Source organism: Marinobacter sp. (assembly GCF_033722195.1).
Classification (GTDB): Bacteria; Pseudomonadota; Gammaproteobacteria; order Pseudomonadales; family Oleiphilaceae; genus Marinobacter.
In genome coordinates, this window is record NZ_JAWVZL010000038.1 from 1 (window position 1) to 22754 (window position 22754).

Annotated in this window: 23 protein-coding genes; 15 read left to right on the forward strand and 8 right to left on the reverse strand. The window is 64.9% G+C overall.

The window, feature by feature from the left end; translation table 11 throughout:
• Positions 1-462, forward strand: a 462-nt coding sequence (locus R3280_RS08920; RefSeq protein WP_318998249.1) for a dihydrofolate reductase, incomplete at its 5' end; no start/stop codon positions are given.
• A 21-nt stretch (positions 463-483) separates the two neighbouring features.
• Here R3280_RS08920 and R3280_RS08925 read toward each other — a convergent pair.
• Complete coding sequence (locus R3280_RS08925; RefSeq protein WP_318998250.1) at positions 484-2004, reverse strand: DEAD/DEAH box helicase; 1521 nt, start codon at positions 2002-2004, stop codon at positions 484-486.
• Positions 2005-2158: 154 nt separating this feature from the next.
• Between R3280_RS08925 and R3280_RS08930 the strand changes: the two genes are divergently transcribed.
• Positions 2159-2944 carry a thioesterase family protein gene (locus R3280_RS08930; protein WP_318998251.1) on the forward strand — a complete coding sequence of 262 codons (786 nt, stop codon included), beginning with the start codon at positions 2159-2161 and terminating at the stop codon, positions 2942-2944.
• 22 nt (positions 2945-2966) lie between these two features.
• Here R3280_RS08930 and R3280_RS08935 read toward each other — a convergent pair whose 3' ends face one another.
• The 3 genes from R3280_RS08935 to R3280_RS08945 all read right to left on the reverse strand — a co-directional run bounded on the left by R3280_RS08935 (position 2967) and on the right by R3280_RS08945 (position 4725).
• Positions 2967-3866, reverse strand: a complete 900-nt coding sequence (locus R3280_RS08935; RefSeq protein WP_318998252.1) for a haloalkane dehalogenase — start codon at positions 3864-3866, stop codon at positions 2967-2969.
• 123 nt (positions 3867-3989) lie between these two features.
• Positions 3990-4238, reverse strand: a complete 249-nt coding sequence (locus tag R3280_RS08940; RefSeq protein ID WP_318998253.1) for a hypothetical protein — start codon at positions 4236-4238, stop codon at positions 3990-3992.
• A 142-nt stretch (positions 4239-4380) separates the two neighbouring features.
• Positions 4381-4725: a hypothetical protein gene (locus R3280_RS08945; protein ID WP_318998254.1), complete on the reverse strand. Its 345-nt coding sequence runs from the start codon at positions 4723-4725 to the stop codon at positions 4381-4383.
• 178 nt (positions 4726-4903) lie between these two features.
• Between R3280_RS08945 and R3280_RS08950 the strand changes: the two genes are divergently transcribed.
• Entirely contained in the window at positions 4904-6022 is a 1119-nt protein-coding gene (locus tag R3280_RS08950; RefSeq protein ID WP_318998255.1) for an AI-2E family transporter, read from the forward strand.
• Between the two features lie 178 nt (positions 6023-6200).
• Complete coding sequence (locus R3280_RS08955; RefSeq protein WP_318998256.1) at positions 6201-6644, forward strand: peptidoglycan-binding domain-containing protein; 444 nt, start codon at positions 6201-6203, stop codon at positions 6642-6644.
• Between the two features lie 62 nt (positions 6645-6706).
• Here R3280_RS08955 and ilvD read toward each other — a convergent pair whose 3' ends face one another.
• Positions 6707-8542: a dihydroxy-acid dehydratase gene (ilvD, locus tag R3280_RS08960; RefSeq protein ID WP_318998257.1), complete on the reverse strand. Its 1836-nt coding sequence runs from the start codon at positions 8540-8542 to the stop codon at positions 6707-6709.
• A 176-nt stretch (positions 8543-8718) separates the two neighbouring features.
• Between ilvD and R3280_RS08965 the strand changes: the two genes are divergently transcribed.
• Together R3280_RS08965 and R3280_RS08970 are read left to right on the forward strand one after the other, a co-directional pair.
• Positions 8719-9975, forward strand: a complete 1257-nt coding sequence (locus R3280_RS08965) for an HDOD domain-containing protein (RefSeq protein WP_318998258.1) — start codon at positions 8719-8721, stop codon at positions 9973-9975.
• A 33-nt stretch (positions 9976-10008) separates the two neighbouring features.
• A complete protein-coding gene (locus R3280_RS08970; RefSeq protein ID WP_318998259.1) occupies positions 10009-10581 on the forward strand; it encodes an LON peptidase substrate-binding domain-containing protein in 573 nt (190 codons plus the stop codon).
• A 15-nt stretch (positions 10582-10596) separates the two neighbouring features.
• On the opposite strand, the gene R3280_RS08975 is transcribed toward R3280_RS08970, so the two are convergent.
• Genes R3280_RS08975 through R3280_RS08985 form a run of 3 tightly spaced genes read right to left on the reverse strand, consistent with a single transcriptional unit; the run spans position 10597 to position 14061 of the window.
• Positions 10597-12045, reverse strand: a complete 1449-nt coding sequence (locus R3280_RS08975) for a bifunctional DedA family/phosphatase PAP2 family protein (RefSeq protein WP_318998260.1) — start codon at positions 12043-12045, stop codon at positions 10597-10599.
• Positions 12042-13040: a GGDEF domain-containing protein gene (locus R3280_RS08980; protein ID WP_318998261.1), complete on the reverse strand. Its 999-nt coding sequence runs from the start codon at positions 13038-13040 to the stop codon at positions 12042-12044. The genes R3280_RS08975 and R3280_RS08980 overlap by 4 nt, the downstream gene beginning before the upstream one ends.
• On the reverse strand, positions 13033-14061 hold the full coding sequence (locus R3280_RS08985; protein ID WP_318998262.1) for a GGDEF domain-containing protein: 1029 nt from the start codon (positions 14059-14061) through the stop codon (positions 13033-13035). Before R3280_RS08985 ends, R3280_RS08980 begins: the two co-directional genes overlap by 8 nt.
• Positions 14062-14272: 211 nt before the next feature.
• Between R3280_RS08985 and R3280_RS08990 the strand changes: the two genes are divergently transcribed.
• The 9 genes from R3280_RS08990 to R3280_RS09030 all read left to right on the forward strand — a co-directional run bounded on the left by R3280_RS08990 (position 14273) and on the right by R3280_RS09030 (position 22754).
• Entirely contained in the window at positions 14273-15529 is a 1257-nt protein-coding gene (locus R3280_RS08990; RefSeq protein WP_318998263.1) for a glutamate-5-semialdehyde dehydrogenase, read from the forward strand.
• A gap of 6 nt (positions 15530-15535) precedes the next feature.
• Positions 15536-16174 carry a nicotinate-nucleotide adenylyltransferase gene (gene nadD, locus R3280_RS08995; RefSeq protein WP_318998264.1) on the forward strand — a complete coding sequence of 213 codons (639 nt, stop codon included), beginning with the start codon at positions 15536-15538 and terminating at the stop codon, positions 16172-16174.
• A gap of 117 nt (positions 16175-16291) precedes the next feature.
• Complete coding sequence (gene rsfS / locus R3280_RS09000) at positions 16292-16642, forward strand: ribosome silencing factor (protein WP_318998278.1); 351 nt, start codon at positions 16292-16294, stop codon at positions 16640-16642.
• A gap of 2 nt (positions 16643-16644) precedes the next feature.
• Positions 16645-17115: a 23S rRNA (pseudouridine(1915)-N(3))-methyltransferase RlmH gene (gene rlmH / locus R3280_RS09005; protein WP_318998265.1), complete on the forward strand. Its 471-nt coding sequence runs from the start codon at positions 16645-16647 to the stop codon at positions 17113-17115.
• A gap of 20 nt (positions 17116-17135) precedes the next feature.
• Positions 17136-19016, forward strand: a complete 1881-nt coding sequence (mrdA, locus tag R3280_RS09010; protein WP_318998266.1) for a penicillin-binding protein 2 — start codon at positions 17136-17138, stop codon at positions 19014-19016.
• On the forward strand, positions 19016-20158 hold the full coding sequence (gene rodA / locus R3280_RS09015; RefSeq protein WP_318998267.1) for a rod shape-determining protein RodA: 1143 nt from the start codon (positions 19016-19018) through the stop codon (positions 20156-20158). The genes mrdA and rodA overlap by 1 nt, the downstream gene beginning before the upstream one ends.
• Before the next feature lie 173 nt (positions 20159-20331).
• Positions 20332-21231: a septal ring lytic transglycosylase RlpA family protein gene (locus R3280_RS09020; RefSeq protein ID WP_318998268.1), complete on the forward strand. Its 900-nt coding sequence runs from the start codon at positions 20332-20334 to the stop codon at positions 21229-21231.
• Between the two features lie 66 nt (positions 21232-21297).
• Entirely contained in the window at positions 21298-22458 is a 1161-nt protein-coding gene (locus R3280_RS09025; RefSeq protein ID WP_318998269.1) for a D-alanyl-D-alanine carboxypeptidase family protein, read from the forward strand.
• Positions 22459-22484: 26 nt separating this feature from the next.
• Positions 22485-22754 carry a DUF493 domain-containing protein gene (locus R3280_RS09030; RefSeq protein WP_318998270.1) on the forward strand — a complete coding sequence of 90 codons (270 nt, stop codon included), beginning with the start codon at positions 22485-22487 and terminating at the stop codon, positions 22752-22754.

Below are 22754 nucleotides of genomic sequence, written 5' to 3' on the forward strand. Positions count from 1 at the left end.
AACAACAGACTGCCCTGGCACCTCCCCGGCGACCTGCGCTACTTCAAGCAGGCCACCATGGGCAAGCCCATCATCATGGGCCGCAAGACCTGGGATTCCATTGGCCGGCCATTGCCGGGCCGGATGAATGTGGTGGTCAGCCGTGACCCGGATTGGCAGGCGCCGGCAGGCACGGTCAAGGCCGTTTCACTGGATGAGGCCCTGAAAAAGGCCGAAGCCCAGGCGGAGTTGGATGGCAGTGGTGAAGTCATGGTGATCGGTGGCGGCCAGATTTACGCCGAGATGCTGCCCAGGGTGGACCGGATGTACATCACCCAGGTTCATGCCGAGGTGGAGGGGGACGCCTGGTTCCCGGAAGTGAACTGGGACGAGTGGGAGGAAATCGGACGCGAGGATTTCACCGCGTCCGACAATAATCCCTATGACTACAGCTTTGTGGTGTACCAGCGCAGCGGGGACTAGTGTCCCGGCTGCTTGAGCTGGTTATTTGGCGGGGCGCTTGCTGGGCTGGCGTCCTGCCGGCTTGGGGCCGCGGTCCGCGGGCTTGGGGCCCTTGAAGCCGCCGGGCTTGTTGGGCTTGCCCTTGAACTTGCCGCCCGGGCCTTTCTTGAAGCCGGGCTTGCCGCCACGGCCGCCTTTATCGTCACGACCCCGGCGCTCCGGTGCCGGAATCGGCAGCGCGCTGGGCTCCTCCAGCGGCAGGGTGCCCGGTTGGATAGACTCCAGCAGGCAAGCCATGGCGCCGGCCAGCTGTGCCATGTCCAGATCGTTGCGTTTGGCAATTCCGTCCAGCAGCTCCATGGCCCGGCCCAGCTTGGGGTCTTCCGAGAAGCTCTGCAGCTGGGTCTCGAACTGGTCTTCCCGCAGCTTCTGCAGGTCGCTGGGTGAGGGCAGCTGGTAGGACTCCATGGGCGAGTTGGTGGCCCGCTCCAGGGTGCGCAGCCAGCTGCGCTCGCGCGGGGTGACCAGCAGGATGGCCTTGCCGGCGCGGCCGGCGCGACCGGTGCGTCCGACCCGGTGGATGTAGGCTTCGCTGTCGTAGGGCACGTCGTAGTTGATGACGTGGGTGATCCGCGGCACGTCCAGACCCCGGGCCGCCACGTCGGTGGCCACCAGAATGTCTTTCTTGCCGTTTTTCAGCTCCTCCACCGTCAGCTCCCGCTGGCGCTGGTTGAGATCGCCGTTCAGGGCTGCTACGGCATGGCCGCGGGCAAAGAGCTTTTCCGCCAGCAGGGTGGTTTCGGCCTTGGTGCGCACGAAGATGATGGTGGCGTCAAAGGGCTCCACCTCCAGGATGCGGGTCAGAGCATCCAGCTTGCGCTCGGCGTAGACCGGCAGCACGAACTGGGAGATGCGCTCCACAGTCTTGGTGGGGTTCTCGATTTTGACTTCGGCGGCGTTGCTCAGGTAAGTCTGCGCCACCTTGCGGATCGGCGCCGGCATGGTGGCGGAGAAGAGCGCGCGCTGGCAGCCTTCCGGCGTCGCCGCCAGGATCGCCTCGATGTCGTCGATAAAGCCCATCCGCAGCATTTCGTCGGCTTCGTCCAGCACCAGGGCCTTCAGGGTCTCCAGCTTCAGGGTGCCGCGGCGCAGATGGTCCAGCAGCCGGCCGGGGGTGCCCACGATGACCTGGACGCCGCGCTTGAGGGCCTTGAGCTGCGGATAGAAGTCCTGGCCACCGTAAATCGGCAGCACATGGAAGTTGCGGAAGGTGCTGGCGTAGGTGGTGAAGGCTTCGGCCACCTGGATGGCCAGTTCCCGGGTCGGGGTCAGCACCAGAATCTGGGGCACGTTCTGGGCGTGCTCGATACGGCTCAGCAGCGGCAGCGCAAAGGCCGCCGTCTTGCCGGTGCCGGTCTGGGCGGTACCCAGCAGATTGTCGCCCCGAAGCAGGACAGGAATTGCCTGGGCCTGGATCGGCGAGGGTTTTTCATAGCCAACAGCGGCGACGGCCTCAAGAACGGCCGGGTCAAGGCCGAGATCGGCGAAGGATTCTATAGACATTAAGTCACTCGGAATTCGGAGGATAGGGCGCAACCTCGGTCGCGCGCGGTATGGCAGAGTATACCGGTTTACCGTATCGTTTTGTACGCAAACTCCGGGCCGGGGCTATAGGTAATTGCCCTTCCAACCTTTTTTGTCAGCACGGGAACAGACCATGAATTTTGACCAACTACTGGCCAGCGCCGCCAATCAGGGCCTTACCATGCCCGCCTCCTGGGGGCAGGGGCGGGCGACCTTCGGCGGCCTGGTGGCAGCCCTGGCGTTTGATCGCATGACCCGGGTGGTGGCCGAGGGCCGCCCCATGCGCTCGATGCAGGTGTCTTTCGTGGGGCCTGTAACCGCCGATTGCGAAGTGGTCATCGAGGCGGATCTGCTGCGGGAGGGCAAGGCCGTGAGCCAGGCCCGGGCCAGCCTGATCCAGGAGGGTGAAACCCGGCTTGCGGCCCTGGCGGCATTCGGTAGCGGTCGTGAGTCCTCGGTGTCGGTTCCGGCGCTGGCGGCGCCGGATGCGCCGGAGCCGGACAGCTGCCAGGCGCTGCCCTACATCAAGGGCGTCACCCCCGAGTTCACCCAGCACATCGAGATGCGCTGGGCCTTTGGCGGCATGCCCTTCAGTGGCAAGGGCGGCCGGGAGATGGGCGGCTGGATGCGTTTCCGGAAGCCGCCGGCGGAGCTCACCGATGCGCACCTGGTGGCGCTGATCGATGCCTGGCCGCCGGCCCTGCTGCCCCATCTGAAGCAGCCGGCGCCGGCCAGCTCACTGAGCTGGGCCTTCGATATCGTCCATCCCCGGCCCACCATGGCTCCGGATGACTGGCTGCTCTACCGGGCTACCATTGACCAGGCCGCGGCCGGCTATGGCCATACCCAGGCAGGCATCTGGAATCGTCAGGGTGAACTGGTGGCGTTGAGCCGGCAGACCGTTACGGTGTTTGGCTAGCGCTATTGGCGGAGGCGGCCGGTCAGGCCGCCAGCACGTTCTTGCAGGCGTCGATGATGATGCGGGCGAAATCCTCCGGGGAATCCTCCTGCAGGAAGTGGCCGCCCCGCAGGGTGATGTGAGGCTGACCATGAGCGCCGGGGATGTGGCGCTGCAGGTAGCGGTCGCCGCCCTGGTGAATGGGGTCACCGCTGCTGAAACAGGTAATGAAAGGCTTGCGCCATTTCTTGAGGACCTCCCAGGCCGCCCGGTTGGCGAGGCTGGCAGGATCCTGCGCTGACACCGGCACCAGGCGTGGAAACGCCCGCGCTCCGGCCTTGTAGAGTGCGGACGGGAAGGGTGCTTCGTAGGCCGCCAGCTCGGCCCGGCTCAGGGTCCGGGCGGTGCCCAGCTGAATGATCCGGCTGACCGGGAACCAGGGGCTGTAGCGGGCGAAGGCTTTCCAGGCGGTGAACATGGCAGGCACACCCCCCTCGCCGGTGGGTAGCATGCCGTTGCCCACGATGATCCGTTCAAAGCGTTCAGGGTGCTCCGCCACCAGCCGCAGTCCCAGCAGTGAGCCCCAGTTCTGACAGACCAGCGTGATGTTGTTGAGGTCCAGGCGGGTCAGCCAATCATTGAGCCAGGCCAGGTGATTGTCATAGCTGTAATCGTTGATGTCCGCCGGCTTGTCGGACTTGCCGAAACCGATCAGATCCGGTGCCAGCACGCGGTGGCCGGCCTGGCTGACGGGGGGAATGACGTGGCGCCAGAGGTAGGACCAGGAGGGCTCGCCGTGGAGCATGACGACCGGTTTCTGGTCGGCGTGTCCTTCGTCGATGTAGTGCATCCTGAGCCCGGGGCCGACATCCAGATAATTCGGTGCAAATGGATAGTCCGCCAGCCCCGAAAAACGGTAATCGTCGGTTCTTAGGATACGCATGCCATCGACTGTCCTGACTGATTGGTTAGCGCGGCCGGACTGTATCGGCCAGATCAGCACAAGCTTAAATCAGATGGCTCAAAGATGTGTTTGGTTTGCGTAACAGTGCGTTGCCCGATTGCTTCAGGACGCCATGTCAACGATGCTGGTCGGGTTGTCGAGCTGCGCCAGGGCGTGATCGCAGCAGTTGAGAGCGCCGCAGTCGTCGGCCGAACAGATTCCGATGAAGTTGCAGGCGGTGCCTCGGGGGCCGGCGTCCTTGTTGCGGAAAATCTTGGCCCGGGACAGGGTGGAGCTGCAGTGGCCGCAGAGCAGGGTGGGCAAGACACTGCCCTCCGCCAACCTGGCCTGGAAATGTTCCTGTTTTGTCATTGTGTGTCTCCTGGGGCGGCCCTGGTGGCCGTCCCGCTGTTATTGATGGAATGTCTGGACACTCGCCCATAACTTGATGATAGGGCAAGGGTGTGACATTTAAAGGTCAGGGAGTCATTACGTTGCGGAAAGGGTTTGGATTTCAGTCTTCACCCCCCGAGGCCGGCCGGCGGTTGGAGCGCTTGTCTTCCCAGTCGAGTTCCTTGGGATCGTACCAGCCTATGGCCTCCAGCACCCGTCGCCGGGTGGGTTCCGACAGGGTCTCCCAGAGCGCCAGGAAGTCCTCCAGACCTTTTTCGCGCTGGCGCAGCTGCTTGCTCTGCAGGCGCCTGACCAGCAGCGGCAGCCGCAGGGCCTGGCCCAACTGGCCAGGCACCAGCACTTCCTGGCCAAGCACCTTGCGACGGTGCATGCGGCTGGCCAGTATGCGCTCCAAGGCCCGCGCCGCCAGTAGCGCGGATTCGGTATCAAAGAGATCGTTCTGCAATCGCCTTACCTGTCACTCGATGGGTTAGCCGCGGGCCGGGCCCGCTTTACCGTTCTCTTATCCCCGACTATAACTCGCCTGCAATCACGCTGGCCATGACCGGCATGGTAGGGTATACCACGACGGTCGGCGGCATTGCCGGCCCGGGCCGGCGCACAAAACGGGAGTGAACAGGGTTATGTACGAAGCGTTGGAGAGACGGTCTTTCCTGGCCATGCTGGTGCTGGTGTCACTGGCCTTCCTGCTGTTGATGAAACCTTTCGCCGGTCCGATCTTCTGGGCCGTGGCCATCGCCCTGATCTTCCATCCGGTCCAGAACTGGCTGCTGCGTCGCATGGGGCCCAAACGCAACACCGTGGCGCTGCTGACCCTGCTGTTCTGCCTGGTGATCGTGGTGATTCCGGTGATGCTGCTGATCTCCTCACTGGTGGCGGAGGGGGTGATTCTCTACCAGCAGATCCAGGCGGGTGAACTCCGGCCGGGTGAATACATCGATCGCATCAACAGCTCGTTTCCCGCCATTCAGAGTTTCCTGGCCCAGTTCAATATCGATTTCGAGGCACTGCGCGACCGCGCTGCCAGTGCCTTCGTGGGTGGCAGCCAGTTCCTCGCCAAACAGGCCCTGGGCTTCGGCCAGAACACCTTCCAGTTCTTCCTGGCGCTGGCGCTAATGGTCTACCTGGCGTTTTTCCTGCTCCGTGACGGCACCCGGCTGGTGGACCTGCTGATCCGTGCGCTGCCGCTGGGGGATGAGCGCGAGCGCCTGCTGTTCGCCAAGTTCGCCGAGGTCACACGGGCCACGGTCAAAGGCAACCTGCTCATTGCCATTATCCAGGGCGCCCTGGGGGGCATCATTTTCTGGCTGCTGGATATCCAGGGCGCGCTGCTCTGGGGCGTGGTGATGGCGGTGGTCTCCCTGATTCCTGCCATTGGCGCGGCCATTGTCTGGGTGCCGGCGGCAGTCTACCTGGCGGCGGTGGGCAACCTGCTGTCCGCCGCCATACTGACGGTTTTCGGGGTGGTGGTGATCGGCCTGGCGGACAACCTGCTGCGGCCGGTGCTGGTGGGGCGGGACACCAAGCTGCCGGACTACATTGTGCTGCTGTCCACCCTGGGGGGCATTGTGATGTTCGGCATCAACGGTTTTGTCATGGGGCCGCTGGTGGCGGCACTGTTCATTGCGTTCTGGGGCATTTTCATTCGCGAATTCAGCGGTGGCGTGGTGCACCGGGACGCGGCGATCGAGGAGGCCTCCGGGCTCGAAACGGGCAAGGGCGATACCGGCAAGCCGGAGTAAAGGTCCCCGAACCGGCCCCAGCCCGGTTTTCCTGTGCTAAGGTTAAGAAAGGGTACCTGATTACCCTGACTGGTCGAGGCTCTGGCTCGGTTAGATCATAAAACCAGGACGCCACCGCCTGGTAAGGCGCGGTAGGAACAGTCCGGTACCATAAAAGCGCAAGCAGGAGACAGTCACCATGGATCATTCATTCACCAGCAAACTGCGAAGCTCGTTGCGAACCTGTGCCGCGGGGGCACTCATCGCAACCCTGTCAGGCTTCGCCGTGACAGCCCAGGCCAATGAAACCGTGGCCCTCAAGCACGCGCTCTATGGCGCAGGCTATGAGATTGAAAACGTCAAGCCTGCCATGGATGCCGCCACCCGGGAGGCTTTGGAGGCCTTTCAGCAGGATCATCCGGACCTCACCGTGACCGGTGAGCTGGACGAACCCACCAAAAAGGCGTTGGGCATGGTGGAGGTGGACATTGCAGCCGCCGACACCGCTGAGCCGAACGCCATCACCAGCTCCCAGCGGGTCGATGACGCGTCGGTGGAGCCCAGTGCGGCAGCGGCGCAGGCCAAACCTGACGTGGAAGGCGGCGTGCAGGAACAGGATGACGGCGGCTGGTCGTTCTTCTGACCGGGGTTGCGGTTACGGGCCCTGAAACAATGCCGGCGCCTGAGGGCGCCGGCATTTTTCGTTCAGTCCAGTTTCGACAGATCCCGGACCGCGCCCTTGTCGGCGCTGGTGGCCAGCAGGGCGTAGGCGCGCAGGGCGGCTGATACCTTGCGGAGCCGCGGCATGGCCGGTTGCCAGCCCTTCCTGTCGCGGCTCTGCCGGCGCCGGTCCAGCTCCGCCTGATCCAGCTGCACGTTGATGCTGCGATTCGGAATGTCGATGCGGATCCGGTCACCGTCCTCAATCAGGCCGATGGCGCCGCCTGCGGCGGCCTCCGGCGAAGCGTGGCCGATGGACAGTCCCGAGGTGCCACCGGAGAAGCGGCCGTCGGTGAGCAGGGCGCAGGATTTGCCCAGGCCCTTGGACTTGAGGTAGCTGGTGGGGTAGAGCATTTCCTGCATACCCGGGCCGCCCTTGGGTCCCTCGTAGCGGATGATGACCACCTCGCCCGGCTTGACCTGGTCCGCCAGGATGCCCTCCACCGCGGCCTCCTGGCTTTCAAACACCTTCGCCGGGCCCTCGAACACGTAGATGCTCTCGTCCACCCCGGCGGTCTTCACAACACAGCCGTCCAGGGCGATGTTGCCGAACAGCACGGCTAGGCCACCCTCCGAGGAATAGGCGTGTTCGGCCGAACGGATACAGCCGGTGGCCCGGTCGCCATCCAGGGACGGGTAGCGGGTGCTCTGGCTGAAGGCCTGCTGGGTCGGAATACCGGCCGGACCGGCCTTGTAGAACTCCACCACCTCAGGTGTCGGGCTGCGCATGATGTCCCAATGGGACAGCGCCTCTGCCAGCGTCTTGCTGTGAACGGTGGGCAGGCTGGTGTCGATCAGCCCGGCCCGATCCAGCTCTCCCAGGATACCCATGATACCGCCGGCGCGATGGACATCTTCCATATGGTACTTGGGGGAGTTGGGCGCCACCTTGCACAGCTGCGGCACCCGGCGGGACAGCTGGTCGATTTCATGCAGGGTGAAAGGCACGCCGCCCTCCTGGGCCGCGGCCAGCAGGTGCAGGATGGTGTTGGTGGAGCCGCCCATGGCCACGTCCAGCACCATGGCGTTCTCGAACGAGGCCATCGAGGCAATGCTCAGGGGCAATACGCTGGCGTCGTCCTGTTCGTAATAGCGCCGGGCATTCTCCACAATCTGTCGGCCGGCCTTGAGGAACAGCGCTTCGCGGTCGGCATGGGTGGCCAGCATGGAGCCGTTGCCCGGCAGCGCCAGGCCGATCGCCTCGGTGAGACAGTTCATCGAGTTGGCGGTGAACATGCCGGAGCAGGAACCGCAGGTGGGGCAGGCGCTGCGCTCGTATTCCTCCACCATCTCGTCGCTGGCGTTGGGGTCGGCGGCGATCACCATGGCGTCCACCAGGTCGAGCTTGTGTTCGGACAGCTTGGTCTTGCCGGCCTCCATGGGGCCGCCGGACACGAAGACGGTGGGAATGTTGAGGCGAAGCGCAGCCATCAGCATGCCGGGGGTGATCTTGTCGCAATTGGAGATGCACACCAGCGCGTCGGCGCAGTGGGCGTTGACCATGTACTCCACCGAGTCGGCAATGATCTCCCGGGACGGCAGCGAGTAAAGCATGCCGTCGTGGCCCATGGCGATGCCGTCGTCCACGGCGATGGTGTTGAACTCCTTGGCGACGCCGCCAGCGGCCTCGATCTCGCGGCACACCAGCTGGCCCAGGTCCTTGAGATGGACGTGACCCGGCACGAACTGGGTAAAGGAATTGGCAACGGCGATGATGGGTTTGCCGAAGTCTTCATTTTTCATGCCGGTGGCACGCCAAAGTGCGCGCGCGCCGGCCATATTCCGGCCTGCGGTCGAGGTCCGGGAGCGATACTGGGGCATGGGCAAGGTCTCTGATGGTCAGTCCGATAAACCCCGAAGGATACCAGATAAATCCTTTGGCGCATGGTTGTTTGCCAAACCCGCGGTTACACTTGGTTGCAAAGTCTGCAAGCACCAAAGAGACCTGGATGACCCTGCAACCGGGTAATGCGACAAATTCACTCAGGAGTATGCCTATGGCCGGCCAGGACAGCCTGCCTCTGCGTCGCCTCAAGCAGTTCCAGCCTCTGGGCCGTCTCACCGACGACCAGTTGATCCTGTTGGCGCACCGGGCCGAGAGGCGCCGTTTTACCCCTGGCCAGCGGGTGCTGGAACGGGGCAGCCGCGATGGCCTGGAGTATTTCCTAGTCGAGGGCGGGGTTGAGCTTCGCTCCGCCGACGGTCGGGTCAGCCGCATCGACGCGGACAGCGACAAGGCGCTCCACCCTATCGCACGTCTACAGCCGCGGATGTACGACGCGGTGGCCACCGCCCGCTGTGAGTTTCTCGTGGTGGGTCAGGAAACCCTCAACCAGCTGCTGCGGTCGGCGCCGGTTCAGCAGGTGGAAATGGACTCGATGGCGGAGGAGGATGCCGGCACCGGCGAGGAACACGCGCTGCTGATGGAGTTCTACGCCGAGCTGCGCTCCAACCAGGTCAGCCTGCCCAGTGTGCCCGATGTGGCCTGGAAAGTGCGCCGGGCGGCGGAGAGAGAGGACACCACCGCCGAGCAGATTGCCCAGTTCATCACCGCCGACCCTGCCATGGCCGCCAAGCTGGTGCGGGCCTGCAACAGCCCACTGTACCGGGGCTTCAACGATGTCCGCAATGTGCGGGAGGCGGTGGTCCGCCTGGGCACCAAGACCACCCGGCAACTGGTGACGGTCTTCTCCATGCGGGAGGTATTCAAGACCCGCCAGCCAGCGCTGCAACAGCAGATGGACACCCTCTGGCGCCATTCCCGGGAAGTGGCCGCGCTCTGCTGGGTGCTGGCGGACACCGCCACCAAGCTGGATCCGGAGGAGGCCCTGCTGGCGGGGCTGCTGCACGATATCGGCGCGGTGCCTGTGCTGGTGCAGGCGGAACATCATGTCAGCATCTTTGCCGACCCTACCAAGCTGGCGCAGGCCATGGCGGAGCTGCGGGGCGACGTGGGCGCGGCGATCCTGGAGAACTGGGCCTTTCCGGCCGCGTTCGTCGAGGCCGCCCGGCACGCGGAGGACTGGCACTACGAGAGCCGGGAACCCACACCGCAACTGGTGGATGTGGTGATCCTGGCCCAGCTGCATGCCATGATCGGTGGCAACCAGAACGGCGAGCTGCCGGAGTTCGACGCGGTACCGGCCTATCGCCGCCTGGGCGAGCTGGAATTGAACGCGTCCCGCAGCCTGCAGATACTGACCCAGGCCCGTGCCCGCGTCGATGAAGTTCATCGGCTACTTTCGATAAACTGACCGGGAGCTTCCGCCCAGGTGACTGATCCGTCTATGCACGTACCACTGTTTCCCCTCAACTCGATTGTGTTGCCCCGGGGCCGGATCCCGCTGCAGCTGTTCGAGCCACGCTACATAGACATGCTGACCCGCTGCCTCAAGGAAGACCGTGGCTTCGTGGTGGTTCTGCTGAGGGACGGCCTGGAAACCAGCAGCGCGGCTGCCTTCTACGACATTGGCACCTATGTGCGCATTATCGACTTCCAGCAACTGGATAACGGCCTGCTTGGCATTACCGTCGAGGGTGTGTCAAAGGTCACGGTGGTGAAGTGCTGGAAAGCGCCGGACGGTCTCAACATGGGGGACGTGGAGGTGCTGCTGGACGAGGCCGACTTGCCGGTGCCGGACGCCCTGTCGGAGCTGCCGGTGGTGCTGCGGGCGCTGCTCAAGCACCCGGTGGTGAACGACCTGGAGATGACGGTGGACTTCGACGACGCCCGCGACGTGGGCTGGCGCCTGACCGAGCTGCTGCCCATCGACAAGCAGGAAAAACAGCGCTTGGTTGAGCTGCAGGACCCCTTGGAGCGGCTGGAGCGTCTCCACGCCCTGCTGGAGGCGCTGGAGTAACCCGTCAGACGCCGTTCAGGCCAGGGCGTAGTGGCTCACCGCCTCGGACCAGCGCCAGTTGATGTAGACCAGGCTCAATACGGCCCAGGCCGCGACGCCACAAAGGGTAACCGCGTCAAATCGCAGCGGGGCCGTGTCAAAACGGCTGAAACTGGTCCGCACCAGCCCGCAGATCGCCAGCCCCAGCAGCAGTCCCCCCACCACGTCGGTCAGCCAGTGTACCCCGAGGTACAGACGGCTCAGCGCCACCAGCAGCATGGGCACGCTGAACGCCACATAAATGCGCCAGCGGATTTCGGATGGCCATTCCCGCGCCACGGCCGCAGCCGCCAGACCAAACAGCACGGCGGCTCCGGTGGCGTGGCCGCTGGGGTAGGCCCCGGAAGCCGGGGCCTGCTGCACCAGTTCCGGTCTGGGCACCGCAAACCCCCTCTTCATCAGCCACACCAGCGAAGTCGCCAGCGCGATCGCGGCAAGGACATGAAGAGCGGTGATCAAGTGGCCTCGCAGGCTCATGAGTCCGGCCACCATTACGCCGGTCATGATCAGCAGCAGGGCATCCGCCAGCAGGGTCAGGAAGATCATCGGCGGATCGAACAGGGGCTGGCGAAGTGCCAGGAAGAAAGCCCTGGTTTCGTTGTTGACCGGTGCCAGCAGGTCGGTGCCCAGGTTCAGAATCGACCAGATCACAAACAGCGACGTGGCCGCCGCCGCCAGCGTGATGGAGGCCAGCGGGAACTCCTGGCGCTGGCCGGTGCGCTGGCTGGTCAGTTGCAGCCAGAGCCGGTCGCCCCAGTGAAACCGGCCCAGCCAGGCCTGCAGTTGCTGGTGCAGGGGGCCGCTGCTGTCCAGCGCCAATTGCGTGCGGGTAAACACCAGGTACACCAGTATCAGCAGCAACAGGCACATGACCACAACGGCGGCCAGGTGCGGGGGCAACGAAATGTCCCGGGCCAGGGCGCTGCCCACCAGGAAGCCCGGCAACACGTAGACCGGCGCCCAGGCCAGGGCTGATCCCAGGTTGAAGGCCAGGAAACGGCGGCCGTCCATGTCAAAAGCGCCCGCAACCAGAGGAATCACCGGCCTTATCGGGCCGACAAAACGACCGATCACCACGCTCTTGCCGCCGTGTTTGTGGAAGAAGTGCTCACCCCGGGTCAGCATGTGGGGATAGCGGGTGAACGGCCAGATCGAATCCAGCCGGCCCCGGAACAGGCGCCCCAGCCAGAAGCTGATGTTGTCACCGAGGATTGCGCCGAGGGCGGCCCAGGCCAGCGCCTCATACAGCGACATGCCGGTCTGGCCGGCCAGGGCCGCCACCGCGAACAGCATGGCCACGCCCGGCACCACCAGGCCCGCGACGGCCAGGGACTCGATGAAGGCCACGCCGGCCAGGGCGGCGGCCAGCCAGCCCGGATTCCGGCCGAGCCATTCGCTCGCCGGCAGGAGCCATTCCGGAGTCATGATGGCTGGCGGTCTCCGTGACTGAACCAGACCGTGTCATGGCCGCGACGAACCGCTTCGGCCCGGGCCTGGCAGACCCGGTCCCGCAGGGTGTCGGCGCGGGTGTCCGAGCTCACCCGGGTGGTACAGCCCAGGCTGACGGAGAGCCGGCCCACCACCGGCCAGCGGTGTTCCCCCAGGGTGCGCCGGATACGCTCGGCAATCACCCGCACGCCTTCCTCGGGGGTGAAGGGCAGGATCAGGAAGAACTCGCCATGGTCCAGGGTGTAGAGGGTGTCCCCGGCCCGGATCACTTCAAACAGCTTCTCGGTGACCTCGCGGGCTAGGGTCTGGACGCCGGCCTCGCCGTGCAGGTCGTGGATCTCGTCCAGGTAGTCGATGGACACCACCACCACCGACAGGGAGTGGCCGGTGACCTGGGCCCGGCTGATCTCTTTCTGCAGAGTCTCATCGAGGAAACGGACGTTGTGGGCACCGGTCACCGGGTCGGTGATGGCCAGGTCTTCGGCCGACTGCGCCATATGGTTGTAGTGCCAGATGTAGAGCGCGGCGGTGCTCAGCAGAATCAGGGCCGAGGCCAGTGTCAGCAGCGCCTCCGGCAGCGCCCTGTGGCTCAACACGAAGATCGCCAGCACCAGGGTCAGCGCCAGGGAGAGAATGACCCCCTGGCGTAGGGGCAGGATCAGCACGTTGAGCAGGATGGTGGGCAGGCACCAGTAGCTGATGTCGGGCCGGGACTGGGTCAGCAGGGCGGCCACCAGGGCCAGGTTCAGCACCGCCAGGATAACCAGGTGACCCGGCGCCCGCAGCTGCTGGCGCCGGCTGATCAGGGTGTAGATCGCACCCACGCCGGTCACCACCATCAGCGTGCTGGCCAGGTAGAACAGCTCGTAAAAGCCGTAACGCAGGTTCTGGGCCGCCAGGCTGGCGATAAACAGTGATGCCAGGATGTAGCCGCTGAAATGAGTATAGGTGCGCAGACGGGTCTCAGTCATGGCTGCCGGCTCCCATGGCAGAGGGGTTGTCGCCCCTGGCTGGCCGGCTGTCGGACCAGGCGCTGTAGGACTGCACGCGATTGCCGCCCTGGCGCTGGGCCCGGCGCAGGGCATTGGCGGCGGACTGCTGCAGACTGTCGGCGTCATCGCCGATGTTCAGTCCGGCCACCCCGGCGCTGACGGTCAGGTCCAGATGGTGGGACGCTAGCAGCGCCACCAGGCCCTTGCGGATCTGGCCGGCCTTGCCGGCGGCCTCCGCGGTGGTGTTGCCCGGCAGGATAATCAGGAACTGGAGGTCCGCTACCCGGTAGTAGCTGTCAAAGTCCCGCAGCTGGGAGTGCAGAAAACGGCCGATCCGGGGCAGGATGGCGCGGATGTCGGCGTCCGGGTCGGTGTCGCTGAGATGGGTGTCCAGGCCGATCATGATGATCGCCATGTCGGTGCCTTCCCGCTCGCTGCGCTGGATTTCCTTGTGCAGGTCGGCAGACAGGTACTCCCGGCTGGCGGCCTGGGTGAGCTCGTCAGTGCGGCGGAGGGGCGCCAGCTGGCGGGCCTTGTATTCCCGCAGGAACACCAGCACGCAGGAGAGCGCCGTGGCCAGGAACAGGGTACTGACCAGCTGGTGGCGATCCGGCCCCAGTCCGGCCCCGAGGCCAGCCACCATGACCGCAGCCACGCAGGCCAGGGTGACCAGGCTGGCCGGTACCAGCGGCAGCACCGCGAAGGCCGCCAGCGGTACCACGAACAGCCAGTGGGTGAGGCTCAGGGGGCCCAGCCAGAGGCTGGCGCAGAGCTCGATGGCCAGCGCAATCACCAGCGCCCGGTTGAGGCTGATCCAGCCGGTGTGCTCGTGGCTGGGCCTGACGGCGGTGGTGGTCCACACCAGGGCCGCGCCGGTGGTAGCGCCCAGGGCCGGCAGCCAGCTGCCCACCACCGCGGAATATACCGCCAGGGCCAGGAGCAGCAGGCAACTGGCGCGGGCAAAGCGGCTGAGCAGAAACTTTTCGGCCAACTGGCCCATGCTTTTATCCTTTTTGTCACTGTTCGCCGCGGCAGCGCCGGCGTGATTCCGGAAATCCCTGTCCCCGAAACCGCTGGCGCAGCGGTATAATAAAGTAACCGACAGTCAGAGCGAAGGGCCAGAGCCAAAGCCGGGATGCGCACGCCTCCCCCTGCAGGTACAGTAGGCACTTTACCGTCAGACGTGAACAGGTCCAACCGGGGTTAGATTGATGGATATCGCTGAATACATGGTTGAAGTGGGTCGGCAGGCCCGTCAGGCCGCCACCGTGGTGGCGCGGTCAACGACCCAGACCCGCAATGCGGCGCTGCTGGCCATGGCGGACGCGCTGGATGCGTCCCGCGAGGAGCTCACCCTGGCCAATGGCCGGGACCTGGAGAAGGGCCGCGAGAACGGCCTGGAGCCGGCCATGCTGGACCGCCTGGAACTTACACCGGCGCGCGTCGACGCCATGATCGAGGGCCTGCGGCAGGTGGCCAGCCTGGCCGATCCCATCGGCGAGATCACCGGTATGACCTATCGCCCCTCCGGCATCCAGGTGGGCAAGATGCGGGTGCCGCTGGGCGTGATCGGCATCATCTACGAATCCCGGCCCAACGTGACGGTGGAGGCCGCCAGTCTCTGCCTCAAATCCGGCAACGCCACCATCCTTCGGGGCGGCTCCGAGGCCATTCACTCCAATCAGGCCATCGCCAGCTGCATTGCCCGGGGGCTGAAGGCCGCAGACCTGCCGGAGACCGCCGTCCAGGTCATCCGGACCACCGACCGTGCCGCCGTTGGCGAGTTGATCACCATGCCCCAATACGTCGATGTCATTGTGCCCCGTGGCGGCAAGGGTCTGATCGAACGCATCAGCCGGGACGCCCGGGTGCCGGTGATCAAGCACCTGGACGGGGTCTGCCACGTGTACATCGACAGCCACGCCGACCCGGAGAAGGCCCTGCGGGTGGCAGTGAACGCCAAGACCCAGCGCTACGGCACTTGCAACACCATGGAAACCCTGCTGGTGGACCGGGAGGTGGCCGAAGGCATGCTGCCGCTGCTGGCCGGTGCCTTCCGTGAGAAGGGGGTGGAGCTGCGCGGCTGTGACGCCACCCGCGACCTGGTACCCGGTATCGAAGCCGCCACCGAGGCGGACTGGAGCGAGGAATACCTGGCGCCGGTGCTGGCCATCCGGGTCGTGGACGGTCTGGACGAGGCCATCGAGCACATCAACCGCTACGGCTCCCAGCACACCGACAGCATCATCACCGAGAACTACACCCGTGCCCGGCGGTTCATCACCGAAGTGGACTCGGCGTCGGTGATGGTGAATGCCTCCACCCGCTTCGCTGACGGTTTCGAGTACGGCCTGGGTGCCGAGATCGGCATCTCCACCGACAAGATCCATGCCCGCGGTCCGGTGGGGCTGGAAGGCCTGACCTCGCAGAAATACGTGGTGTTCGGCGACGGCCACATCCGGACCTGAGTGGCCATGCACCTGATCCTCGGCGGCACCTTCGACCCGGTCCACCATGGCCACCTGCGCATGGCGGTGGAGCTCAGGGAGCGCCTGGGCGTTGACCGGGTGGCGCTGGTGCCCTGCCACATCCCGCCCCACCGGGAGCAGCCCGGCACCCGTAGCGAGGACCGCCTGGCGCTGCTGAAACTGGCCATTGCCGGCGAGCCGGGGCTGACGGTGGACGATCGCGAGCTGAATCGCCAGGGCCCCTCGTTCACCGCCGAGACCCTGAGCCAGCTGCGGGACGAACTGGGGCCGCGGGAACCCCTTGCCATGGTGGTGGGCATGGACTCCTTCGCCGGTTTCCATCGCTGGCGGGACTGGCGCCGCATCCCCGAACTGGCCCACATCATCGTCGTGAACCGTCCCGGTGCCGAGCTGGAGCCGCAAAGTGAGCCAGCGCAGCTGCTGAACCAGCGCAAGGCAGCAGCGATCAACGAACTGCACGGCCGGCCCGCCGGCCTCTGCCTGGCCCTGGACCTGCCGCTGCTGGAGATTTCCGCCACCGGCATCCGCGAGCGTATCCGGTCCGGTCGCTCCCCCCGCTACCTGCTGCCGGATCCGGTGTGGCAGGCGATCCGGGACCGTGGCCTCTATCGTGACGAAGTCTGAAGTCAGCCGGCCCGGGAGTGGATTTCATCCTGCCCTGCCGCGGTTTTTTAGTGATACAATTCCTGCAAATCACAGCCCGGGAACCCTTCTGGTTCGCGGCGGTCAGACAGGGTGACTATGCAGGCAGAGCAATTGAAAGACATCGTGGTTAACGCGCTCGAAGACGTTAAGGCCAAGGACATCAGCGTGATCGATGTCAGGGACCGCACCAGCGTCACCGATTACATGATCCTCGCTTCCGGTACTTCCAATCGCCACGTGCGCTCGCTGGCGGATTCGGTGGTGACCGACGTCAAGGAAAAAGGTGTCCGGTACGCCAACGTGGAGGGCGCCGATGCCAGCGACTGGATTCTGGTGGACCTGGGTGACATCGTGGTCCACGTGATGATGCCTGCGACCCGTGAGTTCTACGACCTGGAGCGGCTGTGGCGCGATGCGCCGAGCATGGGCGCAGCGGGCAGCGAGTAAGTATGCGTTTGAGGCTGGTCTGCGTGGGGCAGAAGATGCCGGACTGGGTCAGCCAGGGTTATCAGGAGTACGCCCGTCGAATGCCGCCGGAACTGCCGTTGGAGCTGGCGGAGATTGCCATGGCCCATCGCGGCAAGAACCCGGACATTGCCCGCCTGGTGCAGCGCGAAGGCGAGGCGGTACTGGCCGCCACCGGCAGGACCGACCGCCTGATTGCGCTGGAAGTGGGCGGGCGGCCCTGGTCCACGGAAAAGCTGGCCCAGCAACTGGAACACTGGCAGCAGGATGGCCGCGACGTCAGTTTCCTGGTGGGCGGGCCGGACGGCCTTGCCGATATCTGCCGTGAGCGCGCCGACCAGCAGTGGTCCCTGTCGCCCCTGACCCTGCCTCATCCGCTGGTGCGTATCGTGCTGGCGGAGCAGCTCTACCGGGCCTGGTCCATCACCCGTAACCACCCATATCACCGTGCCTAGCGCCATGTCTGGAAGTCAGTATGCCCTGGGGTGAATTCAAGGACACCGCCGCCGAACGCCGGGTTTTCCAGCGCCGCACCATCGTCATGGTGGCGGTGCTGATGGTGCTCATCGGTATCCTGCTGGCCCGCATGTACCAGCTCCAGATCGTCCAGCACGAAATCTTCTCTACCATGTCCGACAAGAACCGGGTGCAGGTGCAGTCGGTGGCGCCGACCCGCGGTCTGATCTACGACCGCAACGGCGTGCTGCTGGCGGAGAACCGCCCGGTGTTCAGCGTGACCCTGGTGCCGGAGCGGGTCGGGGACCTGGACGCCACCCTGAGCGAGCTACAGGCCCTGCTCAGCATCTCCGAGGAGGACCTGGCCCGGTTCCGCCGCCGCCTGGAGGAGCCGCGGCGGCCCTTTCAGGCCCTGCCGTTGCGTTACGATCTCACCGAGGAGGAGATCGCCAGCATGGCGGTGCACCGTCACGAGCTGCCCGGCGTGGAAGTGACTGCCGAGCTGGTGCGCTACTACCCCTACGCCGAGATGACCGCCCACGCCCTGGGCTATGTCGGCCGCATCAACCGGGAGGAGCTGCAGCGCATCGACCCGATCGACTACGCCGGCACCAACTACATCGGCAAATCCGGTATCGAGCGGTTCTATGAGGACCTGCTGCACGGCTCGGTGGGTTACCAGCATGTGGAAACCAATGCCCGCGGCCGCACCCTGAGAGTGCTGGAACAGGAGCATCCGGTACCCGGCGAGGACATTCGCCTGCACCTGGACATCCGTCTCCAGAAACTGGCGTTCAAGCTGCTGGAGGGCCGCCGTGGCGCCGTGGTGGCGATCGAACCGGAGACCGGTGGCGTGTTGGCGCTGGCCAGTGTGCCGGGTTTCGACGCCAATCTGTTCGTCACCGGGATCGGCGTCGAGGCCTACCGGGAGCTCAACGAATCCCTGGACAAGCCCCTGTTCAACCGCGCCCTGCGGGGCCAGTATCCGCCGGGCTCCACCATCAAGCCCATGCTGGGCATCGCCGGCCTGGACAGCAACACCACCACCCGCGAGCGGCGTATCTGGGACCCGGGTTACTTCCAGCTTTCCACTGGCGGGCGCCGCTACCGGGACTGGAAGCGGGGCGGTCATGGCTGGGTGGATCTCAGGGAATCCATTTCCCAGTCCTGTGACATCTATTTCTACGACATGGGCGTCAAGATGGGCGTCGATACCATGCACAAATACATGGCCCAATTCGGTTTCGGCGAGGAAACCTCCCTCGACATCAGCGGTGCCCTGCCGGGCCTGCTGCCGTCCCGGCACTGGAAACGGGCGGTGCGCAACGAGGCCTGGTATCCGGGGGATTCGGTCAACATGAGCATCGGCCAGGGCTTCAACCTGGCAACACCGCTGCAGCTGGCCACCGCCACTGCCGTCATGGCCAACCGGGGGCGCTGGGCCCAGGCCCGCCTGCTCAACGAGGTGCTGGGTGACAAGCCCGCCGACATGGCACTGCCCGCATCCAACCACCCGGACATCGTGCTCTCGGACCCCTCGGACTGGGAGTTCGTGATCAAGGGTATGGAGGACGTCATGCACGGCGAGCGCGGCACGGCCCGCGCCGTGGGCCGTGGGGCGAGCTACCGTATGGCCGGCAAGACCGGAACCGCCCAGGTATTCAGCCTTGCCGAGGACGAGGAGTACGAGGAGGAAGAAGTCCAGGAGCGCCTGCGGGATCATGCCCTGTTCGTGGGTTTTGCTCCGGTGGAGAACCCCGAGATTGCCGTCGCGGTGATCGTCGAGAACGGCGGCAGCGGCAGCGGTACCGCCGCGCCCCTGGCCCGGGCCATGTTTGACGCCTGGCTGGTGGGTTTTCCGGAGGCCGAGTCTCCGGTGGTGGTGGGAGCGCAGCCCTGATGGCCAGCCGGGATTTCCTCAACCAGATGTCCATGAGGCCGCTGTCCGCTCCCAGGGGGTTCTGGTCGGCGCTTCATCTGGACCCGATCCTGCTGTTTCTGCTGACCATACTGCTGGCCTTCGGTCTGGTGGTGCTCTACAGCGGCGGTGACGGCAGTGTGGCGGTGGTCCGCGCCCAGGCGGTGCGCATCGGCATCGCGCTGCTGGTGATGGTGGTGTTTGCCCAGCTGGATCCGTCGGTCTACCGGCGCTGGTCGCCCTGGCTGTACCTGCTGGGGCTGGGTGGCCTGGTGGCGGTATTGCTGATCGGTGTCGGGGCCAAGGGTGCCCAGCGCTGGCTGGACCTGCCTGGGCTGCCGCGATTCCAGCCGTCGGAGCTGATGAAACTGGTAGTGCCCATGATGGCGGCCTGGTACCTGTCACGGCATTTTCTGCCGCCGCGTTTACGGCACGTGGCGGTGGCGCTGGCGGTGGTGCTGGTGCCCATGGCCATGATCATTCAGCAGCCGGACCTGGGTACCTCCCTGCTGGTGGGGGCGGCAGGTCTGTTCGTGGTGTTCTTCGCCGGCATCAGCTGGAAGGTGATCAGTGCCTTCGCCGGCCTGATGACGGTGGTCATTCCGCTGATGTGGTTCTTCGTCATGCGGGAGTACCAGAAACAGCGTGTGCTGACTCTGCTGGACCCGGAGAGCGATCCGCTGGGGGCGGGCTGGAACATCATCCAGTCGAAGACCGCCATCGGGTCTGGCGGCTGGAGCGGCAAGGGCTGGATGCAGGGCACCCAGTCCCACCTGGAATTCCTCCCGGAGAGCCACACCGACTTCATCGTGGCGGTGTTGGCGGAGGAGTTCGGCTTTGTCGGCATCCTGTGTCTGCTGGCGCTTTACCTGCTGATTATCCTGCGTTGCCTCTACATCGCGGTGAACGCCCAGGATTCCTTCAGCCGGCTGCTGGCCGGGGCGCTTTCAATGACTTTCTTCATCTACGTGTTTGTCAATGTGGGTATGGTGAGCGGGTTGTTGCCCATTGTCGGGGTGCCGCTGCCGCTGATCAGCTACGGGGGAACCTCCATCGTGACCCTGATGGCGGCGTTCGGGATCCTGATGTCGATCCATACCCATCGGCGGATGATCACCGCCTGAGGCCGGCGTTACCTTTTGGTTAGATTGCCGGGTCGGCCATGGTGGCCGCAGCCGCAGCCGTGATAATCTTTTTTGCCCTTGTGGCCGGCGGGCGCAGCGTTAGCACCGGCCGCCCGGTTGCAGGGGTGAGGGTACAGAGTTTTCCCCAGGGGTAGCCAGGTCTATAGTCCGCCATGTTTGAAACCATGATTCACCGCTTCGCAAACGCTGCCCGCCAGCCACTCCTGCTGGCGCTGGCTGCCACCCTGGTGCTGGCCGGTTGCGCCTCCGCACCGCCGGAGCCCTCGTCCCGCTACTCCATCAAGCAGGACCGCGCACCATCGGGCAATTTCGACGCCAGCGACCTGGCGGATGCGACGCCCCGTTACGAGCCGCCGCGCAAGGCCGGCAACAAATCACCCTATACTGTCTGGGGTCGCAGCTACCAGGTCATGGCTTCGGCCGATGGCTATGTCGAGCGTGGTATCGCCAGCTGGTACGGCGAGAAGTTCCACGGCCACAAGACCTCCAACGGCGAAATCTTCGACATGTACGCCATGACCGCCGCTCACAAATCCCTGCCGCTGCCAAGCTACGCCCGGGTCACCAATCTCGATAACGGCCGCTCGGTGATCGTGCGGGTGAATGACCGCGGCCCTTTCCACGGTGACCGCCTGATCGACCTTTCCTACGCCGCCGCCAAGAAGCTGGGCTACCAGTCCCGCGGCACCGCGCGGGTGGAAGTGGCCGCCATTACCGTGCGGCAGGACGGCTCCATGAGCCTGGCCGGCCGTCCCTTTGGCGAAGGTGACGGCCGCCCGGCGCCAGTGGCGCTCCCGGAGCCGGACGGCGGTGAGGCGCTGTTCGTGCAACTGGGCTCGTTCAGCATGCAGGACAGCGCCGCCGGCTTGTCTGACCGGGCCCGCGATCATGCCTCCCGCCAGGTTCGCATCCGCCGGGTGGACACCGCCGGCGGGGCTTTCCACCGGGTCCAGGTGGGGCCTTTTCAGAGCCCTGACGAGGCCCGGACGGAACAACAGATGCTGGAGGCCCGCGGTTTCCGCCAGGCCACCGTTTTGACCGATCGGCTCTGAGTCCGGCTGGACGCCGGCGCCTCAGCGCTGCACACTCCCCTGAAACCAACAGACACAATGTGACCCATGGCAATGATTTCTACCTATCGAGTTTTTCTCTCCGTCGTTCTGCTGGCCGTAGCGGTGACAGCCCAGGCACAGTCCGTGCTGATTCCGTCGCCGCCGGAGATCCGTGCCACTTCATACGTGCTGATGGACCCACTCAGCGGCACCATCCTGATGGAGGAGAACAGTCACGAGCGTCTGCCGCCGGCCAGTCTGACCAAAATGATGACTGCCTACATCGTTGAGCGGGAGCTGGACGAGGGCCGCATCCAGATGACGGACATGGTGCCCATCAGTGTCAACGCCTGGCAGACCGGTGGTTCCCGAACCTTCGTCAAGGAAGGCACCGAGGCCAGTGTCAGTGATCTGCTGCGGGGGGTGATCATCCAGTCTGGCAACGACGCCAGCGTGGCGCTGGCGGAATTCATTGCCGGCAGTGAGAGCGCCTTTGCCGATATCATGAACCAGCAGGCCCAACTGCTGGGCATGAAGGACACGAACTTCTCGAATGCCACCGGCTTGCCGTCACCGGACAACTATTCGTCCGCCTATGACCTGGCGCTGCTGGCCCGGGCAATCATCAACGACTACCCCGAAAACTACGACATCTACGCCGAGAAGCACTTCACCTACAACAACATTCGTCAGCCCAATCGCAACTCCCTGCTGTGGCGTGACCCAACCGTGGACGGCCTGAAGACCGGCCACACGGAAGAGGCCGGTTTTTGCCTGGTGGCCTCCGCCAAGCGTGAGGACACCCGTTTCATCGCCGTGGTGATGGGCACCGAGAGTTCCGCTGCCCGGGCCCAGGAAGTCCAGAAGATGCTGAACTACGGTTTCCGCTACTACGACAGCGAGCAGCTTTTCTCCGCTGGCCAGCAGCTGCTGGAAAGCCACGTCTGGGGCGGCAAGTCCGAGCGGGTTCAGATCGGCGTCATGGACGATGTGTTCGTGACCATTCCCCGGGGTTCCAAGGGCGACCTGGAGTCGGTGGTGGATGTGGACAATATCATCAAGGCGCCGGTGGAGACCGGTCAGGAACTGGGTCGGGTCCGGGTTATGCTGGGCGAGACGGTCATTGTGGATGAGCCGGCCGTAGCACTGCTTGGCGTACCGGAGGGCGGTTTCTTCAAGCGTCTCTGGGATGCCGTCAAGCTGTTCTTCGTCCAGCTTTTCTCCTGATCCATCGGACTACCGAGAGGTGAGAAATGGCCGAGCAGGCACCACCTAAAATCGAGTTTCCCTGTGATTACGTGATCAAGGTAATCGGCGTTGCGGCGCCGGATTTCCGGGACTTCGTGGTCACGGTGGTAGACCGACACGCCCCCGGCATAACCGATGCCGACGTGTCGGTCAACGACAGCAGCAAGGGCCGCTTCTCCTCGGTGCAGCTGCGCATCCGCGCCACCGGTGAGGCACAGCTCAAGGCGCTGTTCGAGGAATTGAAGGCCAGTGGCCGGGTTCACATGGTGCTCTGA